Below are 20,049 nucleotides of genomic sequence, written 5' to 3'. Positions count from 1 at the left end.
TCATCAACCGATCACCCCGGCTTTTTTGCGCAAGAACTTGCGATCAATAAAGTAAGCCAGTGTCCCTGCAACAAGCCCTGCTGTGAGCAAGCTAGTATCACGATCCATGATGAAGAAAATCGGACCGAAAATACAGCCTAAGAAGATTGCAATACGATTAATCCAAGGTTTTACCTCAGTAAAGGTGAGCAAGAAGAACAAAGGATTAATAAAGACGAGACCTAAAGTCACTGGCGCAGGCACCATACCCGCTAAGAAATAACCTAAGATTGTTCCGGGTACGGAGATCAACCAGCAGAGTAAACCTAAGCCCACGAAATAACTTAAGCGATGCTTAGTCTCAATTGCATGAAACTCGCGCATCGAGATTGCCCAAGCGGTCATCGCTAATAAATGTACTGAAGCATACAAACTGCGATTGCGGTCTTTATTGTGAAACTGCGGAAAGAGTGTCACCGTCATAGTGATGAAACGGGTGGAGGTCAAGGTTACTGCCAAAGCGATGGCTAAAACAGATGAACCCGTAATCGCCATCTCTAGTAAGACGACTTGTCCTGGCAAGGCAAACATAAAGAAAGAGGTGAAGGTAGTGAACCAAACATCAAAGCCATTGGTCTTTCCCATCGCACCAAAGCCTACCATACCCGCAAACAGAACCATAGCGGGAGCACCAGCAGCATCCCGGATGCCCGACCAAAATGCGTCGCTAGGACTCTGAAAGCGTTGAGTTACTGACTCCTCTAACGTTATCTCGCTGGGGTCAATATAAGGTTGCTCATTGGATGACATGCATCAATTGTAAGCGTTTAGAGCCCACTCAATGTGCTCCGCCACCAATGCATCAGCGTCAGCCAGACCTTCAGTCAATACCCTGTGAATTTCTTCCTTGACTGCAATGCTAAGGCTAGCACTAGCAAGGGCGTTGCCCATGGCTACCGCTAAATTTCGGCGCCAGCGACTATATCCAATGCGACGAATCGCGCTCCCCTCATGGCGCTGCTCGAACTCTGCTTCTGTCCAAGACCATAGATGTAAAAGACTTGCTTGCCCTAGGCCATGGCGCTGCGCAAAGTCGGGTAGTTGCGTACGCTGAGCAAATTTATTCCAAGGACAGATTAATTGACAATCGTCACAGCCATACACTCGATTACCCATCGCGCTTCTAAACTCCACCGGAATCGCTTCTGGGTTCTCAATGGTCAGATAAGAAATGCAACGCCGAGCATCTAATTGATACGGCGCAGTGATTGCCTTCGTTGGGCAGATATCAATACAGGATTGACAGCTGCCACAATGCTCAGCCTCCTCGTAATCAAGCGGTAATGGTACGTCTACCAAAATCTCACCCAAGAAAAAAGTCGAGCCCGATTCTCGATTGAGCAAGAGTGTATGTTTACCGCGCCAACCCAGCCCTGCTTTACGAGCTAGCTCAACCTCCATTAAGGGAGCAGAGTCAGTAAAGACGCGATACCCAAAAGCACCAATTTTTGCTTCAATCGCTTTGGCAAATTCTTGCAAACGATTACGTAGCACCTTGTGATAATCACGCCCGCGAGCATACAGAGAGATCACTGCTTGAGAGGGATTTTCTAGGCGCTGCCATTCAGCATCGAAATCACTCTCGGGAGAAAGATAGTTCATCGAGACGCAAATCACTCTGACCGTTCCTGGGACTAATAACTGGGGGTTGGAACGTAACTCCGCATGGCGCTGCATATATTCCATATGGCCGTGACGCCCTTCGGCAAGCCATGCTTGCAAGCGTTCACTAGCGGGACCTAAATGGGTATCCGTAATCCGTAAATCATCAAAACCCAATAAGACAGCCTGCTTCCCAAGCCAAGCGCGCAGCTCTGGCTGATCGAGGGGGGTGGTGTCAGTAGGTTGAGGTATAGATAAAGACATAGGCAATACAGAATGTAGCGCAATAATTGAATAAACTAGGACAATGACCGGAAATCAGACGCCTCAGGCATCTCCAAACATATCGTTTAAGCAACATTGTAGGCAGGAAGCAGAAACGGCATCCTTAGCTAAGCGCCTTGCCGCCAGTATTGCGCAATTCCTGGGACAAAACCCAGAGGCTCACTTCAATATTGCTCTCCAGGGCGATCTGGGGGCTGGCAAAACAACCTTTGCTAGAGATTTAATCCAAACTCTAGGTTACGAAGGAAAAGTAAAAAGCCCTACCTACACCTTATGCGAGCCTTATCTATTACAAAGTACTCAACACGCCTACACAGCCCATCACTTTGATCTTTACCGCATGCGCGATCCCCTAGAGTGGCAAGAAGCCGGTTTTGCAGAACTCTTTGATGTACCTGGATTTTGTGTAATAGAGTGGCCAGAAAAGGCTGAGGGCACCCTTCCTGCATTTGATATTGAGATTCAGCTTACTCCAGGCGCAGAAGAAAATGAACGCACTATTGCAATCAATGCTTTGTCTGAGCAAGGCAAAAAAATAGTAGTAGCGCTTCAAGTAAATACATGACTAGCAAGAAAGTGAATCTCTCTAGAAGAACGCATCTCAAGACTTCAGTGAAGCTCTTTAGTTTTGCCCTATTGCTCAGCGAGGTGGATATTGCTTGGGGTGCCAAAATATTAGGGGTACGGATTTGGCCCTCCGAAGACTACACCCGCATCACCTTAGAGTCTGATACGCCACTACCCATCACTCAGCAGATTCTCACCAATCCAGATCGCTTGGTCGTTGATGTACAAGGCTTAGAACTTAATCCCACACTAAAAGATTTAGTGGCTAAGGTAAAACCAAATGATCCCTATGTATCGCAAATCCGGGTTGGCCAATTTCAGCCAGGGATTGTGCGTTTGGTATTTGATTTAAAAGAACCCATCAAGCCACAACTCTTTACGCTAGAGCCCGTTGGCGAATACAACTTTCGTATGGTATTCGACCTGTATCCCACTACCCCACCCGATCCACTGATGGAGTTAGTGAAGAGTAGTGCAAAAAAAGAAAGTGCTCTGGCAAAGTCCAATGAAGAGGTCGACTTAATTGCGCAGTTCGCAACCAAAAAAGAAAAGGATGCACCCAAAACTCCAGTAGCACAAGCCATCCCAGAGATCAAAGATACTCCGGCACCCGCTAAATACAAACGCTTGATTACGATTGCCATTGATCCTGGACATGGAGGTGAAGACCCAGGCGCTATTGGTGCACTAGGCTCTAAAGAGAAGAATGTCGTGCTCTCGATTGCTAAGCGACTCAAAGAAAAGATTGAGGGCGAAGCCTATATGCGTCCCTACCTTACCAGAGATGGTGATTACTTCGTGCCCTTACATGTCAGAGTACAAAAAGCAAGGCGTGTTGAAGCAGATCTATTTATTTCTATTCATGCGGATGCCTTTATTGAGCCAAGAGCGAAAGGTGCTTCTGTATTTGCCCTCTCACAAATGGGTGCTAGTAGTTCGATGGCGCGGTGGATGGCTAATAAAGAAAATGCTTCAGATCTGATTGGTGGCATTAATATCAAGACGCAAGATCGACAAGTAGCTAACCTACTCCTAGACATGTCAACTACTGCCCAAATTAAAGACTCCATGCAGGTAGCTAACTCTGTTCTAAAGCAAATTGGTGAGTTTGCGGCTCTGCATAAAGGCAAAGTAGAGCAAGCCAGCTTTGCTGTTCTGAAGGCTCCAGACATCCCTTCGATCTTGGTAGAGACTGCTTTTATTAGTAACCCTCAGGAAGAGGCTAGATTGAATGATGATGGCTATCAAGACCGAATTGCGGAAGCCATTTTGAGAGGAATTAAGGAGTATTTTTCCAAAAATCCTCCTGTTGCAAGAAGAGTAAGCTCATAAGCTACTTGTAAGTACAAGGGCTTACGGGCAAACGGCCCAGACCTCAGGAATAGCCATAAACTTCTTGCTATAATCTTTGTTTTACCGGGTCGGTAGCTCAGTCGGTAGAGCAGCGGACTTTTAATCCGTTGGTCGCGAGTTCGAATCTCGCCCGACCCACCAGCAATACTAAGCCTCGCTTTTGCGGGGCTTTTTTATTGACTGCATCATCTTTCTAAATAGCTCTTTAAACCCTGTTTTAGGGCTATTTTTTGACTAGGAAATCAGCCCTAAATCCACTAAAATAGATTTATGCCAACTAAGTTTGCCACCCAATCTCAAGCCCGCCAATACAACGTTTCTAATGCTGTGGCTTCCGCTCGGATTGAAGGCATTGTTCCAACCAAGCAGTTAGAGCAAAACCTCACTGATTACGTTTCCGGCAAAAAAAGTATTGCGCAAATATTGGAAGAAACCAAACAACGTTATGTCACGCTACGACGCGGATGACACTTACTGCTACCCAGGTACAGACGTACTTCGAAACAAAGCAGAAATAACTAACGCTGAAGATTTAGACGCTTATGAAGGTGAGCTATCTACTTTGCGCTCGATTGAAATTCTAGAGAACCCCATTGCAGGTCAATTTGATCTTGCTCATCTTCAGCGCATTCATTTGGCCCTCTTTCAGGATGTATATGACTGGGCCGGAAAGATTCGCACAGTAGATATTAGCCGTGGCAATAGTCGTTTTGCTAATGTGCGCTTTATCGAATCTGCGGCAAACGACATCTTTAACAAACTGGCTCGTGAAAACTGGCTCAGAGGGTTGGATGCTGACACCCTGTCAAAAAGACTGGCTCACTACCTATCAGAGATCAACGCCCTACACCCTTTTCGAGAGGGGAATGGTCGCGTACAACGCATATTCATCTCCCAACTTAGTCAATCAGCTGGCTATCAACTCGACTACTCCGACCTGGAGCAGGAGCAAATTTATCGAGCAATGGAACTAGCCTTTAATGGCGATGAACTCATTCTTGCCAATCTGATTCTGGAACGTTTGCAGAGCAGCGACTAGGTTTAAGCAATTTACCGACCCGTCTGGGCCAATTGGATCTTTTTAATCCATTGGTCGCGAGTTCGAATCTCGCCCGACCCACCAAAAATAAAGCCCCTAAATGAAAATTCGGGGGCTTTTTCTTTTCCTCGGTAAATCCAAAGCCTATCTACCATCCAATTCAACCCTGAAAAAAATCAATGAATGCTGTCGAATTGATATCTTTCAAGGCCTAATTTAATCCCATGCAGTTTGCGTAATACGTAACGGTGGCAGGCCAGTCTGAAAATACTCCCCTCACACCAACTTGCTTAGCTAGCACATCTAAAACCTCATAAATTTGCCCATCTGAGCGAATAGCCGATTTAATGGATTGGTGATACCAACCACCACCTTGATTCATGGGTCCATCACGCTCTAGAGACCATGTAATGATATTCAAGCTCGCATCTTTTGCCGCTTTAGCATAAGCAGATGGAATAATTGCGCCAGCGCTATCAGTTGTTAACAAAACCCAGATCGGAGGAGCGATATACCGCACCCCTTTGGCATAGAGCTCTTGCATAGTGGGACTCAACATTTCAGGCTCAGCAGCATTAAACCCCTTCTGCTCGTATCTACCATCCAAATAAATGGCCTGCTTACCAAACTCTGGTTCATTCTGGATCCAGTAAATCACATCATTCAAATTAAATGACTGCGGAAAAACCTCCTTAGGAGATACGCCAGCATTCTTATAGTCATTAATCAGGGATTGTGCATATTGCTCTTGGGTGAAGCCTAAATAAGGCATCGACACAACTGCTGCTTTTAATTCAGGAGTAAATTTACCGCTAAATTGTTTAAATAAGGCGATCGATTCCTGATGCGTTAATAAAGTGCCACCAGCCTGGGAATACAGTTCAGTTCTCCATGAAGGTGTACCTGCCATATATGACGGGATATCCTTCGCATTTTTATTAAACCCATCCATCTTGCCACGTAGGGTTTTAAATTCCTCTAGAGTGATATCGCTTGTACGGCACTCTGCTACTGCAGACGCTGTAGCATTTGCTGGAGTAAAGGGTATGGTGCACTTCTCTTGCAAGTTAGTTAGCAAAATATTGGTTGTTTCCTGTAAATCATTCTGCGCGTGACGGCAAACCAACTGCTTATCTTTAGTAAAAGTAACATCACACTCAAAAATACCAGCCCCCATTAAAGCGGCTGCTTTATTGGACTGCACTGTATGCTCGGGAAACTCTAATGGAGCGCCACGATGGGCTATTGAAAATGAAGATTGATGAGGAGTAATGCCGATACAACTTTTTAACTTACTTTTTAAGGGTCCCTCCTTCATAACATCGATTAGATAATATGGCCTTACCCCAAACTGAATGCTTTGCGCAAATGCGGGCATGCTGGCTAAAAGCAAGAGCACTAAAACGAATGGGCCTAGCTCTATAGATGATCGCATTTTGCTCGTACTCAGTGCAATTTAGGGTGCAACCCATTTCTTCTTTAAAACCCGTCTGACCATAGGATCAAATGTCGATAAAGGTTCGCTTTTGTAATTGGGATCGAAAGAGATTTCATCATATTTGGCGCAGAACTCTACTGTTTGCTCATATGCAGGGTCAGACTTGTACTGATCACGTGCATTCGGATCTAGACCTAACTTATCGCCATAAAAATAGGTCTGAAATAAACCATGCTGGATCAACATCCAATAATTATTCCTGGATATGAATGGATGCAAGATCGATGCAATCACCTCCCCATGGTTAAATGGTCCTAAAGGCTCAGCAATATCATGAAATAGAGTCACGACAAGATATTCTTCATCTTTTCCGTCGCGCAATGCCCTAGTAGCAGCCTGAAGACAATGCTCTTTGCGAGTAATGTTGTAGGCCGTATCTTTAGAAAGATTTTCTAGAAGGGCGAAGAGTTGATCAGGTAAATTTGCTAATGTGTGCTCGTGAACCTTTTTCATTACCTCAAAATCGGTAACAGTTCCTTCGTCCATGCTAGTGAAATGCATCTTTTCCATACAAGCCTTTCAAATAAATGATTTGATGGTTAAATAACTTACTAAAACAATGCTCAATATTAAGCCCCTAATGAGATTACCTTATTGAGATTACTTTAGTGAATCGATCTTCCATAATTCTAGGATTCTGTTTAACTCATCTGGTTGAATAGCATTGGGACCAGAGAATGGAGTGTTGTGGCACACTATAAGAAAATAAATCAAGCCTAGCGAGATTGCCAGCAATGAGATCATCAGTATATGATCTCGCCGTTTAGGCATCGCATATAAAGAATGATACAAAATAAAGATAAATGCACCCAAGCACAAAGTCAGAGTCATCGAATAATCTAAAGCTGCTTTTGAGGTAGTGATTCGTTCTATACGGAGCTTATAGTATTCAGATATCAACCTCAGCTCCTCCTGCTGGGCAATTAACTCGGCGTTATTCGCAGGATTATGACGCAGCATCAATAACTGGAATTGATGAAAATCAGCGAAGTATTGATCGTTAAATTGGCTTTTAGCCATCAGCGGCCATTCTTTTGTAATGACTTTCTCAACATAACTTGTTATTAGTTGAGTGCCTTGATCTCTGAGTGCGGGCTGAAAAGCATCTAAGGATCTATAGATGGTAGTCAGATTTGTAGCCTCCTGCATCACTATTGAATTGAGGCGGTTGTAGTTCTGCCAGGTCGATACAGTAATAAATGCTAAGGTCAGTCCAAAAACAGTTCCTATAGCAAATGAAAAAATCGTCGCGTGACTAGTGTCTTCAATAGTTAAAAATGAAAGGTATTTTTGAACTAGGAAAAATATAATCAGCGCGCCAGCAAGAAATGTTGCCAGAACTAGTAGGAGAGTGAATGGAATAGTGAACATGGGCTTTAAGAAATATAGCAGATATACGTAAAGCTGAGAAGGCATAATGCTTTTGCAGCCTTGAAGAGACACCGTCATAGCGATGTCATTCAATAATAAGATCATTTTCTAATTAAAGTAGTTGCCATAAAAAACCAGGGCCCCATATGACCGAACCGACCGAAGTCAGAAACATTATTCCACCAGTATTTGAGCAGGCAAATCTGGGTGAGAAAATTCTATGCTATCGCCCCATGAAGCACGGCATGCCAAACCTAAGTATTGAGCAAAAAAATAGCAAAGTGATTGCACATAATTATGGTCATGGTGGCGGTGGCTGGACCCTTGGACCAGGATCTACCAAGTATGTCAATTCATTATTAATTGATTCACCACTTGCAAAAGAGTTATCCGATCAATCTACTCCCATTGCCATTATTGGAGCCGGCTTAGTCGGACTATTTACTGCCTATGATTTAGTTAAACGAGGCTATAGCAATATCACTATCTATGCTGAAAAAATAGACTGCTTAGCCTCTCACTATGCTGGCGGCTTATTGGCACCTGTCTCGATGGATAACGATCACGCTATGCAGCCCATCATTGATCAAATTGGGATTGATGCTTATCGCTTTTATGATGGTGTAGCCAGAAACAAAAATGATGACTTCAAGCAAGGGGCTCGCTTAGTTCCTAGCTACTTCAATAGTCGAGAAGATTCTGGGCTGGAGGCCTATGTTGGTAAGGTTATGAATCCAGCCAAAGAAGTGATTTTGGATTTTGGTAATGGTACCAGCCGCATGATGGTGGTATATGACGATGGTATCTTTATGAATACGGCCTTACTCATGGCTGAATTACATGAATTCATCAACGCGCATCACATCAAAATTATCCTCGGGAAAATTACCTCATTTGATCAGCTAGAACAACAGTTTATTTTTAACTGTAGCGGGCTTGGTGCTGTTGAATTAGCCAATGACACCACCCTTGTTCCCGTTCAGGGCCATCTGATCATGCTTAAAAATCAAGTTCCCGAAAATATGAACTACATGATTTTGGTTTACTTTGGTGAAGGTAAAACAGAAGCACATCAAAAAGTAAAACGGTCTTTTTATATTTTCCCTAAGCATTTACCGGATTCTGCACCACAGGATATTGGGGTCATTGGGGGCACCTTTATTGAAGGCGGTAGCCCCGATAAGCCCAACCTGAACGAATACGATTCAATGATTGATGAAGCAAATGCATTTTTTGGCCTTAAATAAACTAGCAAAAAGGCTGAATCCACTCTAATTACCTTACTCAATCACTCCAGGTCGGGTATTTATCCATCACCGAAAGAAATAATGCTGATTCAATCTGTTTATCTAACCATTTTTTAGTCAATGGAAATGGCAATGTATTAAATGTTTCGGGTTGAACCATCGCAAACTGCCTAATGAAGGGAAAAATAGCGACATCTACCCAAGTCATTTTGCTGCCCAATAAATACTGACTATCCTGTAAGGAAGTCTCCATGGGGATGAGCATCAAGTCATTTACGGCGCTCAAAACTTTTTCTGACTGAAGATCTAGGTATCTGTTTGGATATTTGTATTGGTCCAATAAGATCTTAAATGGACCATCATTTTTTTCTATCCATGTCTGTGCGATGGAGTGATCTACCAGACCCCAACCATCTGGATCAGACTTTCCTAATGCCCACTGCATAATTTCCAGACTTTGTTCTAAGACGATTCCATCGACGCACAACACGGGTACAGTCCCCTTGGGTGAAGCTAACAACATCGATTGGGGCTTATTTCTTAAGTCTATCTCCCGATGTTCAAGCTCAATACCCGCGTATTTCAAAGCCATGCGCGCCCTCATAGCATAGGGGCATCTCCGGTATGAATACAAAATGGGTTTCATTATTTAGATTCTCAATAGCTATATCGTCTAAACGTATTTTAAGCCGTGAAATGTAGTTTGGATAAGGCTCGGAGAATACGAGCGCAACTGACCTCTTCGAACGCAAACCAATTACATAGAATATCTTCTGAGGATTTTTCTATCTCTACAACGTTTAGTTGGTATAAAAGGTCGATATGAAGATGGGCGCCCTCATGTTTTTTTGGGTTCTCGCGTATTTCATGAATATCAATATCAATCGGATCGAGGTTAGTGGAGTCTAAAGTACAAACAAGACCCGTCTCCTCATATACTTCCCTAATGGCTGCATGAACTGGTGATTCTCCCTCGTCAATATGGCCGCCTGGTTGAAGCCAACACCTGATGTGGGGATGCCAAATTAACAATACTTTCCCATTATTTATCACCAGCCCGCTAGCGGTAATATGCCCCAACATATTTGATCTTTGATAGGGATTATCCGACTCCATAATCCGGCTTACTCTATCGCCGAAAATTAAGGTAAGGTCATCGATATTTTTATATCGCGCAGGATCAATAATTGAGTTAAAGAAATTATGGGGGTTTTGCATTGAAAATACTCTCAAACAAAAAATGATAATGAGAGGATCTTTATTTTCCCACCTGATTCTATAGTAAGAAATTACTTACAACAGACCTAATAGGAGAGTAAATCCAATTACTTGAGTAAGTCCAGCATGGCCGCTTCATCAATCACTGGAACACCCAATTCTTCTGCCTTGGTGAGCTTGCTGCCGGCATCCGCCCCTGCAACGACATAATCGGTTTTCTTAGAAACAGAACCTGCTACTTTAGCTCCTGCTTTTTCCAATAGATCTTTTGCCTCATCACGCGTCAAGGTTGGGAAGCTGCCAGTAAGAACGAAGGTTTTACCAGCTACTGCTGCGCTAATACTCTTTTCCTCTACTGCAAGCTGCATTCCCGCAAGTAACTGCTCAATGACTTCGCGGTTATGGGCTTCTTCCATAAAGCTAGTAATTGAATCCGCTACAACTGGGCCGACATCTTTGACTGTCAATAGCTCATCTAGGTTCGCGTCCATCAATGCATGCATGGATTGATAGTGATTTGCCAGATCCTTTGCAGTAGTCTCGCCCACATGACGTATACCGAGGGCAAAGATAAATCGAGCAAGCGTGGTATTCCGTGATGCATTAATCGCCTGAATCAAGTTATCCGCAGACTTATCGCCCATACGCTCTAAGTTGGCTAGTGCAGCAAAACCAAGGCGGTAGAGGTCTGCAGGAGTTCTAACCAGATTTTGATCCACCAATTGATCGACAATCTTTTCACCAAGACCCTCAATATCGAGTGCTCTTCGATGGGCAAAGTGAATGAGCGCTTGCTTACGCTGGGCCCCACAAAATAAACCCCCACTACAACGCGCTACTGCTTCATCTGCAAGGCGCTCAATATGCGAATCGCACACAGGACAGCGAATCGGCATGACAAATTCTGTTGCGCCTTGTGGACGACGATCTTTAATTACAGAAACCACTTCAGGAATTACGTCACCAGCTCGTCGTACTGAAACAGTATCCCCAATACGGACATCCTTACGTTTTACTTCATCTTCATTGTGCAAGGTGGCATTGGTCACTGTTACGCCACCTACCTCAACTGGAGCCAGTCTAGCTACAGGAGTAATGGCGCCTGTTCTGCCTACCTGAACATCAATACCCAAAACAGTCGTTAGCGCTTCTTGTGCAGGATATTTATGAGCCAATGCAAATCTGGGGGCGCGAGATACAAAACCTAATTTAGCTTGCTCAGCAAAGGAATTGACCTTGTAGACCACACCATCAATATCGTATGGCAAGGAGTCCCGCTTAGCGCCAATCTCATTATAAAAAGCCAGGATCTCTTTGACAGAGTGAAGCACCCTGCGCTCAGAACAGACTGGCAAACCCAGCTCTACATAGGTATTAAGCAGTTCTTCATGGGTCTTTGGCAACCAAGATTGAGGCTCTAGTGCACCAAGCCCATAGGCAAAAAAGGAGAGTGGTCGCTTCGCTGTAATTTTAGAATCTAATTGACGTAGACTGCCGGCGGCGGCATTACGGGGATTAGCAAACTCTTTTTCTCCAAGGGTGGCTGCTTGCTGATTCATCTTCTGGAAGTCTTTGAGATACATAAACACCTCCCCACGCACTTCCAACACTTGCGGAATATTCTTTCCAGTCAACTTTAGAGGGATTGCGCGAATAGTTTTGATGTTGGCTGTCACATCCTCGCCACTCGCCCCATCACCTCTGGTTGCCGCAGTGACCAAAGAGCCGTTTTCATAACGAAGCGAGATTGCCAAGCCATCAAATTTCAGTTCACCTGCATAAGCTACATGATCGGCATGCAATCCCTCACGACAACGGCGATCGAATGCTACGAGTTCTGCTTCTTCAAAGGCATTATTCAGGGAGAGCATCGGTACTTCATGGGTAACCGAATCAAATTCTTTTAATGCAGTGCCTCCAACCCTTTGCGATAAGGATTCTGAGGTAATCCATTCAGGATGCGTGCCCTCAATATCCAATAACTCGCGATACAGGCGATCGTATTCAATATCGGGTAACAAGGGGTTATCAAGCACGTAGTAGGCATGCTCCAAGCGAGCTAACTCTGCCTGTAAGAATGCGTAACGATCCGCTAATGTTGTCGGACTAGGAGACGACAAAATAATTTCCTAGCTAAATAGTCTGCTAGCTGTAGAAGATCCAGCAGGAACGCCAGACTTCTCAAGGTTGGCATAGAGAACATCAAGATGCTGCCGAATACTAATTACGGCAGCTCCACTCAAATTAATGCCATTATCATCAACCAAGCGCCCATGTGCTGCTTGAGCAATCTCAACACCTTCATCCAGCATTCTTTCAAAAGCACGTTCCTCCTGAGCTAGTAAAGGAACTTCAAGTAATAAGGTAAATTGCTTCACTGGCTTATTGGGATCTAGGTCAGCGGTATTAAAGATGAGTGTGCCATTGTTATAAAACTCATATTGCCGGCCATTGCTTGCCAACTTGAAACTGCGCTGACGCATCAGGGCATCAAAATTACCCCAGGGACATGGCTCATCAAATAGAACATTAATGCTTAACTGAATATCGCTATCGGCTGCCATGACATCTAACTCTTTAGCGCTCTCCAACATGGTATTGACGCTTGGCATATCAATTTGAGAGCCCAAGGTTTCAGCTAATGCTTGGGCACGCGAACAAAAGTCAGACAACTCCAGGACGCCTATAGGTCCCCGCCGACTAGCCAATTGAATCGCTAATTGCAACTCTGTGTAGTCCGAATCAGACCTTAACTCTTCCCAATCTTCAGCCGCATCAATATCCGCATTTAAACCTTCGCACATCCATCTAGCAGTTGATTGCACCTGAGAAGCTGTCCAATCATTCATTTCTTCGAGGATTTCTGCTCCAGAGATACTTTGATCAAAGCGTAGTGCAATCACGCAATCAATCCGGGGATCAATCACAAACTTCTCTGATGGTGAATATGTTACTGGGATGTCCCCAAAACTCGGCTCAGCGCGTTCGGAGATATCGGGATCAGTAAGGCCTTGAGCAAAACTGGGTTCACGCCCAAAGCGGTCATCAGCAAATTGCCCTTGCGCTCTTGCTTTACGACGCGCACGAGCGTATTTGAAATTCAGAACAGCAACTAATATCAAAATGAGTAACCCAATTACAGCCAAAGCGAACTGCAAATCAGACAAGCCCAACATCGTCATGATTTGTTCTACGTACACTTAAGCGGCCTCCACCATCGAAACAGCTGAAGTAATATCCACCGCAACAATACGGGATACTCCCTGCTCCTGCATAGTGACGCCAATGAGCTGATGGGCAATTTCCATGGTGATCTTGTTATGAGAGATAAATACGAACTGTGTCTTATCTGACATTTTGGCAACCATCTTGGAATAGCGCAAGGTATTAGCATCATCCAATGGTGCGTCAACCTCATCGAGCAAGCAAAACGGTGCTGGATTGAGAAGGAAGAGTGAGAACACCAAAGCAATCGCAGTGAGGGCTTTCTCACCGCCTGAGAGGAGGTAGATAGAGGTATTTTTCTTGCCTGGGGGCTGAGCCATTACCTGCACGCCCGCATCCAAAATCTCTTCGCCCGTCATTACTAGCTCAGCATGACCGCCGCCAAAAAGTTCTGGGAATAGTTTTCCAAAATGGATATTGACTTGATCAAAAGTGCCCTGCAGTAAATCACGTGTTTCTGTATCAATCTTCGCAATCGCATCAGTCAATGTCTGCATCGCTTCGTTCAAGTCGGCAGATTGCGCATCCAAGAACTGTTTGCGCTCACGTGAACTTGATAACTCATCAAGCGCAGCCATATTGACTGGGCCTAAAGATTGAATCTCGGTATTCAAGCTATTGACTTCACTTTGCAATGCGCCAACCTTCAGATCAGTACTGAAATTCGCCTCTAGGGAAATCAAGTCCGCTTCGGCATCAGTCAACAATGTCGCAAATTGCTCATAATTCAAACGGGCAGCCTGTTCACGCAACTGTAAGTCAACCACTTTGTCGCGCAGGGGTTGCAAACTACGCTCAAGTTGCATACGCGCCTCATCGGCCTCGCGCAACTGATGTAATAAAGCGTCCTGTTCGGTACGCGCATTTGCTAAGGAAGCCTCACGAGCACTACGCGCGAGTAATAAGCCCTGCAATTTATCTTGTGCTTCTTCGTCACTTAAAGTCTCTAACTCCTGAGTAGCGGAATCATGCTTATCCTGAATCTCCATAATCTGAGTACGTGCGGTACTCTGATCGCGCTGTAAATCTGCAATACGCTGCTGTAATGAACGAGTCGCAAATGCAGCTTCTTGGGCAGCCATCTCGGCAGTACGAAGAGAGTCACGTAAACGATCGCGCGCCTGAGCGGCAATCTCTAACTTCTCTTGAGAAACTTGCAATGCTTCTTGCAGACCTTGCTTAGTCTCTTCAGACTGCAAGAGTTCTGCAGCGGACTGCTCTTGATTTAAGTTAGCTTGCTCCATTTGCTGGCGCAGCTCACTTAGCTCACTCTGAATCTGTGCGGCACGTTGACTATATTGCTCTTCAGCTTGGGTCAACTGCATTCTTTCAACTTCAAAACCATGCGACTCTTGTACTGCATGCTCCGCATTTTGGCGCGCTTGCTCTGCCGCTTGATGCGCTGCTTGGTAGTTAGCTACGCACTGGTCTAGCTCACTCTTCAACTCGCTTTGCATGAGTTGTTGTGCGCGTAGTTGCTTCTCCAGACTTTCCATTTCTTGAGCGCGAGCCAACATCCCTGCTTGCTCTGAGTCGGCCGCATACAACTGCACACCCACACGGCTCACTAAATGACCATGTTGAGTTACAAAAGCACCACCAGCTGGTAATTTTTCCCGACGATGCAATGCATCCTCAAGACTGCTAGCAATATAGATATTGTCTAACCACTCTTGTAAAACTGAAGTTAATCTGGGGGCGCCCGCACTTTGAACCCGACTTAACAATGGGGTGAAGTCTGCTGGTGCTGATGTATGCGCCGGGGTAATGTCCTCAGTTAGTAAGATAGCTAAACGGCTTGGAGGGGCATCATTAGCTAAGGCTAAGGTTTCTTGAACGCTCTTTGCACTTACTGCTGCCAAGCGCTCACGTAATACTGACTCTAAAGCCGCTTCCCAGCCACTCTCCACCTTCAGTTCCTGCCAAAGACGCTTACTTTCTTTCAGGCCTTTACTCTCCAACCATGGGCCAATCTTGCCTTGTGCTTGAACGCTTGCTTGTAAAGCGGTTAGAGCTGTTAACTTCGCTTCAGTCTGAGCAAGGTCTTGGTTTGCGGCTTGAATCTTTTGTTGTGCAGCATTTCGAGCCTCATCAGCAGCCGGAACACGCTGTTGCGTCTCAGTAGCACGCTGTTTCACCTCATCAACCTTACGCTGAGCCATCACTTGACGATCAATCGCCGTTTTTAATGCTTCTGCATCTGGCCTACGCATTCCATCTAACTCACTCGTCAAACGCGTCTCACGACCCTTTAACTCATCTGATTGTGCAGACATTGCCCGAATGCGTTCGCCTAAACTGGCTAAACGCTGCTCGATAGTGGCTAGACTCTCGCGAGCCAGGTTGAGTTCACGGGCTGAGGCTTGATATACCTCTTCGCGACTTGGCATTTGCTCTTGTAAACCACTTAAATCTGCTAGTAGGGTTTGCTCTTTTTCAGCCGCTAATGAAAGCTCATGCTCAGTTGTGCGTTGTGCTTGTGCTGCATCTGTTTCTTGAACAGTCCAACGCTGTAACTGCGCTTGTAAATCCTGTGTTTGTTGTTGTAAACGCTGGCGCGCTTCTTGAACATAATGAATCTGTGACTCCACTTGACTCACATCAGAGTTGGTTTGATATAAATCACCCTGCGCCTGAGAAACCTTATCCTGTAAGGCGTACTGTTGAGTACGCATGGTCTCTAGCTCGGCTTCAGCATGCCGTAATTTGGCGGTTTGCTCTTCTAAACTCACCTGGGTATCACGGATACCATTCGCATGGCGCTCCTGCTCTTTGCCGGCTTCAGTTTGACGCACAAACCAGAGCAACTGTTGCTGCGATTTCATTTGCGTAGAGAGTTCTGCATGACGCTCTGCTACGGTTGCTTGTTTTTCTAAACGGGTTAACTGTTGATCAAGCTCACGCAAGATATCTTCCACGCGAGTTAAGTTTTCAACAGTATCTTCTAAGCGTGAAGCAGTTTCTTTGCGACGCTCTTTGTATTTGGAAACACCGGCAGCTTCTTCCAAAAATACACGGAGTTCTTCTGGCTTCGCCTCCAAGATGCGATTGATCGTGCCCTGCCCAATAATGGCGTAACCTCTTGGACCCATACCGGTGCCCAAGAAAATATCTTGAATATCTTTACGACGCACTACTTGGTTATTGACGTAATAGCTCGAGTTACCGTCACGCGTCAAAACCCGTTTCACACCCAATTCAGTAAAAGCACTCCATTGGCCTTGTGCGCGTCCATCTGCATTATCAAAAATGAGTTCTACACTGGCACGACCAGAAGGCTTGCGTAAGCCTGAGCCATTAAAAATGACGTCTTGCATGGATTCGCCACGCAACTCGCTAGCGCGGGATTCACCTAAAACCCAACGAACGGCATCAATGATGTTTGACTTTCCGCAACCGTTAGGGCCCACAACACCAATTAATTGGCCAGGCAGTTCAAAATGGGTTGGGTCTACGAAAGACTTAAAGCCGGAAAGTTTGATAGATTTCAGTTGCACGGCGTACTTTGCAGGGAAAAAAGAGGTTCAAATAAAGGGATAAAAAATTAAAGCGGGAGTGGGAAGATGATAGCAAGCTTGGGGGGCTTGGACGCGTTTTTGTCCCATCTATATAATGATTAATCTACCTTCAGGGACAAAATCCCTTAACAATCTGATAGTTAACTAAAAAGCATGAGCCAATCACCACAAAACATCATTGAACAAGCCTGGGAAAACCGCGCAAACCTCTCTCCAGATAGCGCTCCGGGAGATGTCCGTAATGCGGTAAATGCCGTCTTGGAAGGCCTGAACGCAGGCACTATTCGCGTGGCTGAACGCCGCAGTGTTGGTCAGTGGGAGGTAAATCAATGGGTCAAGAAGGCGGTTCTGCTTTCTTTCCGCTTGGAAGATAACATTCCCATGAGCGCTGGTGGATACACCCAGTTCTACGATAAGGTTCCCAGTAAGTTCCAAGACTACACCGCAGCTGACTTTGCCGCCGGTGGTTTTCGGGTTGTTCCCCCTGCCATAGCTCGCCGCGGTTCATTCATTGGCAAAAATGTCGTTTTAATGCCTTCTTACGTCAATATTGGTGCTTATGTAGGCGAAGGCACGATGGTAGACACTTGGGCAACAGTGGGTTCTTGCGCTCAAATCGGCAAAAACGTGCATCTTTCTGGGGGCGTAGGTATTGGCGGTGTTTTGGAGCCGATTCAAGCTGGACCCGTCATCATTGAAGATAACTGCTTTATTGGAGCCCGCTCCGAAGTAGTTGAGGGTGTGGTGATTGAAGAGAATGCAGTTCTCTCTATGGGCGTCTATATTGGCCAAAGCACCAAGATTTACGACCGCGAAACCGGTGAGGTTCATTACGGCCGGGTACCAGCAGGTTCCGTTGTGGTTCCTGGCTCGCTTCCTTCTGCTTGCGGCAAATATAGTTTGTATGCTGCAATCATTGTGAAGAAAGTGGATGCCCAAACTAGAGCCAAAACTGCTATTAACGAATTGCTGCGCGACTAAATAAAGAATATCTAATCTATGAGCGCTACGCTTGAGCTTACCGAAGCTCTCATTGCCTGCAATTCAGTAACGCCAGCCGATGGTGGCTGCCAAGACTTAATTGCGAAACGACTGCAAGCGATTGGCTTTGAGACTGAGAGCGTAGTCAGTGGTCCTGAAAATTTTCAGGTAAGTAACTTATGGGCTATCAAAAAAGGGAAGGCTGGCGATCAAGGCAAAGTATTCATGTTTGCTGGACATACCGATGTGGTACCGACAGGTCCACTAGAAAAATGGGCTAGCAATCCTTTTACGCCAACCATCCGCGATGGCATGCTCTATGGTCGTGGCGCGGCGGATATGAAAACCTCTCTGGCAGGTTTTGTAGTGGCAACAGAAGAATTTGTCGCTCAACACCCAGATCACCAAGGCTCAATTGCCTTCCTCATTACTAGTGATGAAGAAGGTCCCGCCAAAGATGGCACCGTCATCATGTGTGAGCGCTTACTAAAACAGGGTCAACGTTTGGACTACTGCGTGATTGGTGAACCAACCTCCGTCAATCGACTTGGCGATATGATTAAAAATGGTCGTCGCGGATCCCTGTCTGGGAAGTTGAAGGTTAAGGGTATCCAAGCGCATATTGCTTACCCTCATTTAGGCGAAAATCCGATTCACCTGACTGCACCAGCGATTTCTGCTTTAGTGGCGACCGAGTGGGACAAAGGGAATGAATATTTTCAGCCTACTAGTTTTCAAATATCCAATATTCATTCTGGAACTGGGGCAAACAACATCATTCCCGGTGAATTAACTATTGAATTTAACTTTCGCTTCTCCACTGAGAGTAAGCCAGAACAACTTCGTGAGCGACTTGAAAAAATTCTCAAAGATATTGGACTCGATTTTGAAATTGATTGGCACTTAGGTGGCAGTCCGTTTATTACTGGTGACGCTGAGTTAGCAGCTGCAATGCGAAAAGCCATCAAAGCAGAAACCCAAATTGAAACTGAACTATCTACTACTGGTGGAACCAGTGATGGTCGATTTATCGCTAAGATTTGTAAAGAGGTTGTGGAGTTTGGCCCCTTGAATGCAACGAGTCACAAGATTAATGAATGCGTCATCATCGATAACGTAGAGCCCCTCAAAAATATTTATCGCAAAACACTTGAGCATCTAATCGCTTAAGTGCTGCAATATCCATTTCAATAACTACACTCCATCATGGACCCTGAGCCTCAGCCATCTCTCACAGTAAATCAGATCATTGATCAAATTGCACAAAAACTAGAGACTGCAATATTGCACTATGGCCATGGCGCCGTTGATGCGCATAGCGAAGCCTTGTGGATCGTTAGCAAACAATTGGGTCTCAGCCCCACAGAAGCTTTAGATCACTTAGAGGCATCTTTGACGAGTGAACAACTCATCGCAGCCCTTGCTATTGCAGATGAACGAATTTCCACACGTAAGCCGCTGGCATATCTCCTGGGTGAAGCTTGGTTAATGGGGCTCCCTTTTTTCTGTAGCGAGCAAAGTATTGTTCCCCGCTCATGGATAGCAGAGTTGATTGTCGATGGCACACTGGAACCTTGGTTGCCTGCAGATGGTAAAGCGCTTGACCTATGCACGGGTAACGGCTCATTAGCCATCTTATTAGCCCTATCTTGCCCGGATATTCATGTGAGTGCTTGCGATATTAGTATGCCCGCCCTATCGGTAGCGGCACGTAATGTAGACCGTCATGGGCTGAATTCACAAGTAGAGTTATTTAGCGGTGATTTATGGGATGCATTACCCGAGCCCAATGAAGAGAATCTATTTGATCTGATTATTTGCAATCCACCCTATGTAAATGCAAATTCAATGAATGCACTACCCCCTGAATACCATGCTGAGCCAGCTTTAGCTTTAGCTGGTGGTGCTGATGGTATGGATGTCATTCGCCGCATTATTGCTTTAGCCCCCGAATACCTATCGGAGCGAGGCGCCATTCTGATTGAGATTGGCAATGAGTATGAGAACTTCAAAAGAGTCTTCCCACAAATTCCAGCAATCTGGATGGAAGTGTCTGCAGGCGAAGAACAGGTATTACTCATTCAGGCAGAAGATCTGCATTAAATA

18 protein-coding genes and 1 tRNA gene are annotated in these 20,049 nt (G+C 45.3%); 9 read left to right on the top strand and 10 right to left on the bottom strand.

Annotated elements, in window-relative coordinates:
- Nucleotides 1-3 precede the first annotated feature (3 nt).
- Both ICN45_RS09355 and queG read right to left on the bottom strand, forming a co-directional pair.
- Entirely contained in the window at nt 4-789 is a 786-nt protein-coding gene (locus tag ICN45_RS09355; protein ID WP_216175390.1) for an AzlC family ABC transporter permease, read from the bottom strand.
- A gap of 3 nt (nt 790-792) precedes the next feature.
- Nucleotides 793-1,905: a tRNA epoxyqueuosine(34) reductase QueG gene (queG, locus tag ICN45_RS09350; protein WP_216175389.1), complete on the bottom strand. Its 1,113-nt coding sequence runs from the start codon at nt 1,903-1,905 to the stop codon at nt 793-795.
- Nucleotides 1,906-1,948: 43 nt separating this feature from the next.
- On the opposite strand from queG, the gene tsaE reads away from it, so the two are divergent.
- From tsaE to ICN45_RS09325, 5 genes are all read left to right on the top strand, one after another.
- A complete protein-coding gene (gene tsaE / locus ICN45_RS09345) occupies nt 1,949-2,491 on the top strand; it encodes a tRNA (adenosine(37)-N6)-threonylcarbamoyltransferase complex ATPase subunit type 1 TsaE (protein WP_216175388.1) in 543 nt (180 codons plus the stop codon).
- Nucleotides 2,488-3,825, top strand: coding sequence for an N-acetylmuramoyl-L-alanine amidase (locus ICN45_RS09340; protein WP_216175387.1), 1,338 nt, complete (start codon nt 2,488-2,490; stop codon nt 3,823-3,825). The genes tsaE and ICN45_RS09340 overlap by 4 nt, the downstream gene beginning before the upstream one ends.
- 86 nt (nt 3,826-3,911) lie before the next feature.
- Nucleotides 3,912-3,987, top strand: a tRNA-Lys gene (locus tag ICN45_RS09335).
- 129 nt (nt 3,988-4,116) lie between these two features.
- On the top strand, nt 4,117-4,314 hold the full coding sequence (locus ICN45_RS09330) for an antitoxin VbhA family protein (protein ID WP_216175386.1): 198 nt from the start codon (nt 4,117-4,119) through the stop codon (nt 4,312-4,314).
- Complete coding sequence (locus tag ICN45_RS09325) at nt 4,292-4,885, top strand: Fic/DOC family protein (protein ID WP_216175385.1); 594 nt, start codon at nt 4,292-4,294, stop codon at nt 4,883-4,885. Before ICN45_RS09330 ends, ICN45_RS09325 begins: the two co-directional genes overlap by 23 nt.
- Nucleotides 4,886-5,096: 211 nt before the next feature.
- On the opposite strand, the gene ICN45_RS09320 is transcribed toward ICN45_RS09325, so the two are convergent.
- The 3 genes from ICN45_RS09320 to ICN45_RS09310 all read right to left on the bottom strand — a co-directional run bounded on the left by ICN45_RS09320 (nt 5,097) and on the right by ICN45_RS09310 (nt 7,754).
- Nucleotides 5,097-6,320, bottom strand: coding sequence for a glycerophosphodiester phosphodiesterase family protein (locus ICN45_RS09320; protein ID WP_216175384.1), 1,224 nt, complete (start codon nt 6,318-6,320; stop codon nt 5,097-5,099).
- A 21-nt stretch (nt 6,321-6,341) separates the two neighbouring features.
- The gene (locus ICN45_RS09315) at nt 6,342-6,893 is read right to left on the bottom strand and encodes a hypothetical protein (RefSeq protein ID WP_216175383.1); all 552 of its coding nucleotides are present in this window, start codon (nt 6,891-6,893) and stop codon (nt 6,342-6,344) included.
- Nucleotides 6,894-6,983: 90 nt separating this feature from the next.
- Nucleotides 6,984-7,754 carry a bestrophin-like domain gene (locus ICN45_RS09310; protein WP_216175382.1) on the bottom strand — a complete coding sequence of 257 codons (771 nt, stop codon included), beginning with the start codon at nt 7,752-7,754 and terminating at the stop codon, nt 6,984-6,986.
- Nucleotides 7,755-7,900: 146 nt separating this feature from the next.
- Between ICN45_RS09310 and ICN45_RS09305 the strand changes: the two genes are divergently transcribed.
- The gene (locus tag ICN45_RS09305; protein ID WP_216175381.1) at nt 7,901-9,001 is read left to right on the top strand and encodes an FAD-dependent oxidoreductase; all 1,101 of its coding nucleotides are present in this window, start codon (nt 7,901-7,903) and stop codon (nt 8,999-9,001) included.
- A gap of 37 nt (nt 9,002-9,038) precedes the next feature.
- Here the strand turns inward: ICN45_RS09305 and ICN45_RS09300 are convergent, their stop codons facing one another.
- From ICN45_RS09300 to smc, 5 genes are all read right to left on the bottom strand, one after another.
- A complete protein-coding gene (locus tag ICN45_RS09300; protein ID WP_216175380.1) occupies nt 9,039-9,647 on the bottom strand; it encodes a glutathione S-transferase N-terminal domain-containing protein in 609 nt (202 codons plus the stop codon).
- Between the two features lie 38 nt (nt 9,648-9,685).
- Nucleotides 9,686-10,219 carry an NUDIX hydrolase gene (locus ICN45_RS09295; protein WP_216175379.1) on the bottom strand — a complete coding sequence of 178 codons (534 nt, stop codon included), beginning with the start codon at nt 10,217-10,219 and terminating at the stop codon, nt 9,686-9,688.
- 107 nt (nt 10,220-10,326) lie between these two features.
- Nucleotides 10,327-12,339 (bottom strand): NAD-dependent DNA ligase LigA, encoded by a 2,013-nt coding sequence (gene ligA, locus ICN45_RS09290; RefSeq protein ID WP_216175378.1) that lies wholly within the window; start codon nt 12,337-12,339, stop codon nt 10,327-10,329.
- 9 nt (nt 12,340-12,348) lie between these two features.
- Nucleotides 12,349-13,419: a cell division protein ZipA C-terminal FtsZ-binding domain-containing protein gene (locus ICN45_RS09285; protein WP_369411471.1), complete on the bottom strand. Its 1,071-nt coding sequence runs from the start codon at nt 13,417-13,419 to the stop codon at nt 12,349-12,351.
- Nucleotides 13,420-16,941: a chromosome segregation protein SMC gene (smc, locus tag ICN45_RS09280; RefSeq protein ID WP_216175377.1), complete on the bottom strand. Its 3,522-nt coding sequence runs from the start codon at nt 16,939-16,941 to the stop codon at nt 13,420-13,422.
- A 174-nt stretch (nt 16,942-17,115) separates the two neighbouring features.
- Between smc and dapD the strand changes: the two genes are divergently transcribed.
- From dapD to prmB, 3 genes are read left to right on the top strand one after another with little or no spacing between them, the layout of a single operon-like run.
- The gene (gene dapD / locus ICN45_RS09275) at nt 17,116-17,943 is read left to right on the top strand and encodes a 2,3,4,5-tetrahydropyridine-2,6-dicarboxylate N-succinyltransferase (protein WP_216175376.1); all 828 of its coding nucleotides are present in this window, start codon (nt 17,116-17,118) and stop codon (nt 17,941-17,943) included.
- A gap of 18 nt (nt 17,944-17,961) precedes the next feature.
- On the top strand, nt 17,962-19,113 hold the full coding sequence (dapE, locus tag ICN45_RS09270) for a succinyl-diaminopimelate desuccinylase (RefSeq protein ID WP_216175375.1): 1,152 nt from the start codon (nt 17,962-17,964) through the stop codon (nt 19,111-19,113).
- A gap of 36 nt (nt 19,114-19,149) precedes the next feature.
- Entirely contained in the window at nt 19,150-20,046 is an 897-nt protein-coding gene (prmB, locus tag ICN45_RS09265; RefSeq protein WP_216175374.1) for a 50S ribosomal protein L3 N(5)-glutamine methyltransferase, read from the top strand.
- The last annotated feature ends 3 nt before the right edge of the window (nt 20,047-20,049 follow it).

The sequence above is a fragment of the Polynucleobacter alcilacus genome (assembly GCF_018881545.1).
GTDB classification, from domain to species: domain Bacteria; phylum Pseudomonadota; class Gammaproteobacteria; order Burkholderiales; family Burkholderiaceae; genus Polynucleobacter; species Polynucleobacter alcilacus.
This window is presented reverse-complemented; position numbering and strand designations above follow the sequence as displayed.

What these genes read in the sequence shown, in the direction of transcription:
- ICN45_RS09325 (WP_216175385.1), top strand. Translation starts at nt 4,292, where the DNA reads ATGTCACGCTACGACGCGGATGACACTTACTGCTACCCAGGTACAGAC.
- ICN45_RS09315 (WP_216175383.1), bottom strand. Translation starts at nt 6,893, where the DNA reads ATGGAAAAGATGCATTTCACTAGCATGGACGAAGGAACTGTTACCGAT.
- ICN45_RS09300 (WP_216175380.1), bottom strand. Translation starts at nt 9,647, where the DNA reads ATGAAACCCATTTTGTATTCATACCGGAGATGCCCCTATGCTATGAGG.
- tsaE (WP_216175388.1), top strand. Translation starts at nt 1,949, where the DNA reads ATGACCGGAAATCAGACGCCTCAGGCATCTCCAAACATATCGTTTAAG.
- ICN45_RS09355 (WP_216175390.1), bottom strand. Translation starts at nt 789, where the DNA reads ATGTCATCCAATGAGCAACCTTATATTGACCCCAGCGAGATAACGTTA.
- ICN45_RS09295 (WP_216175379.1), bottom strand. Translation starts at nt 10,219, where the DNA reads ATGCAAAACCCCCATAATTTCTTTAACTCAATTATTGATCCTGCGCGA.
- ICN45_RS09305 (WP_216175381.1), top strand. Translation starts at nt 7,901, where the DNA reads ATGACCGAACCGACCGAAGTCAGAAACATTATTCCACCAGTATTTGAG.
- queG (WP_216175389.1), bottom strand. Translation starts at nt 1,905, where the DNA reads ATGTCTTTATCTATACCTCAACCTACTGACACCACCCCCCTCGATCAG.
- ICN45_RS09320 (WP_216175384.1), bottom strand. Translation starts at nt 6,320, where the DNA reads ATGCGATCATCTATAGAGCTAGGCCCATTCGTTTTAGTGCTCTTGCTT.
- ICN45_RS09330 (WP_216175386.1), top strand. Translation starts at nt 4,117, where the DNA reads ATGCCAACTAAGTTTGCCACCCAATCTCAAGCCCGCCAATACAACGTT.
- dapE (WP_216175375.1), top strand. Translation starts at nt 17,962, where the DNA reads ATGAGCGCTACGCTTGAGCTTACCGAAGCTCTCATTGCCTGCAATTCA.
- prmB (WP_216175374.1), top strand. Translation starts at nt 19,150, where the DNA reads ATGGACCCTGAGCCTCAGCCATCTCTCACAGTAAATCAGATCATTGAT.
- ICN45_RS09340 (WP_216175387.1), top strand. Translation starts at nt 2,488, where the DNA reads ATGACTAGCAAGAAAGTGAATCTCTCTAGAAGAACGCATCTCAAGACT.
- dapD (WP_216175376.1), top strand. Translation starts at nt 17,116, where the DNA reads ATGAGCCAATCACCACAAAACATCATTGAACAAGCCTGGGAAAACCGC.
- ICN45_RS09310 (WP_216175382.1), bottom strand. Translation starts at nt 7,754, where the DNA reads ATGTTCACTATTCCATTCACTCTCCTACTAGTTCTGGCAACATTTCTT.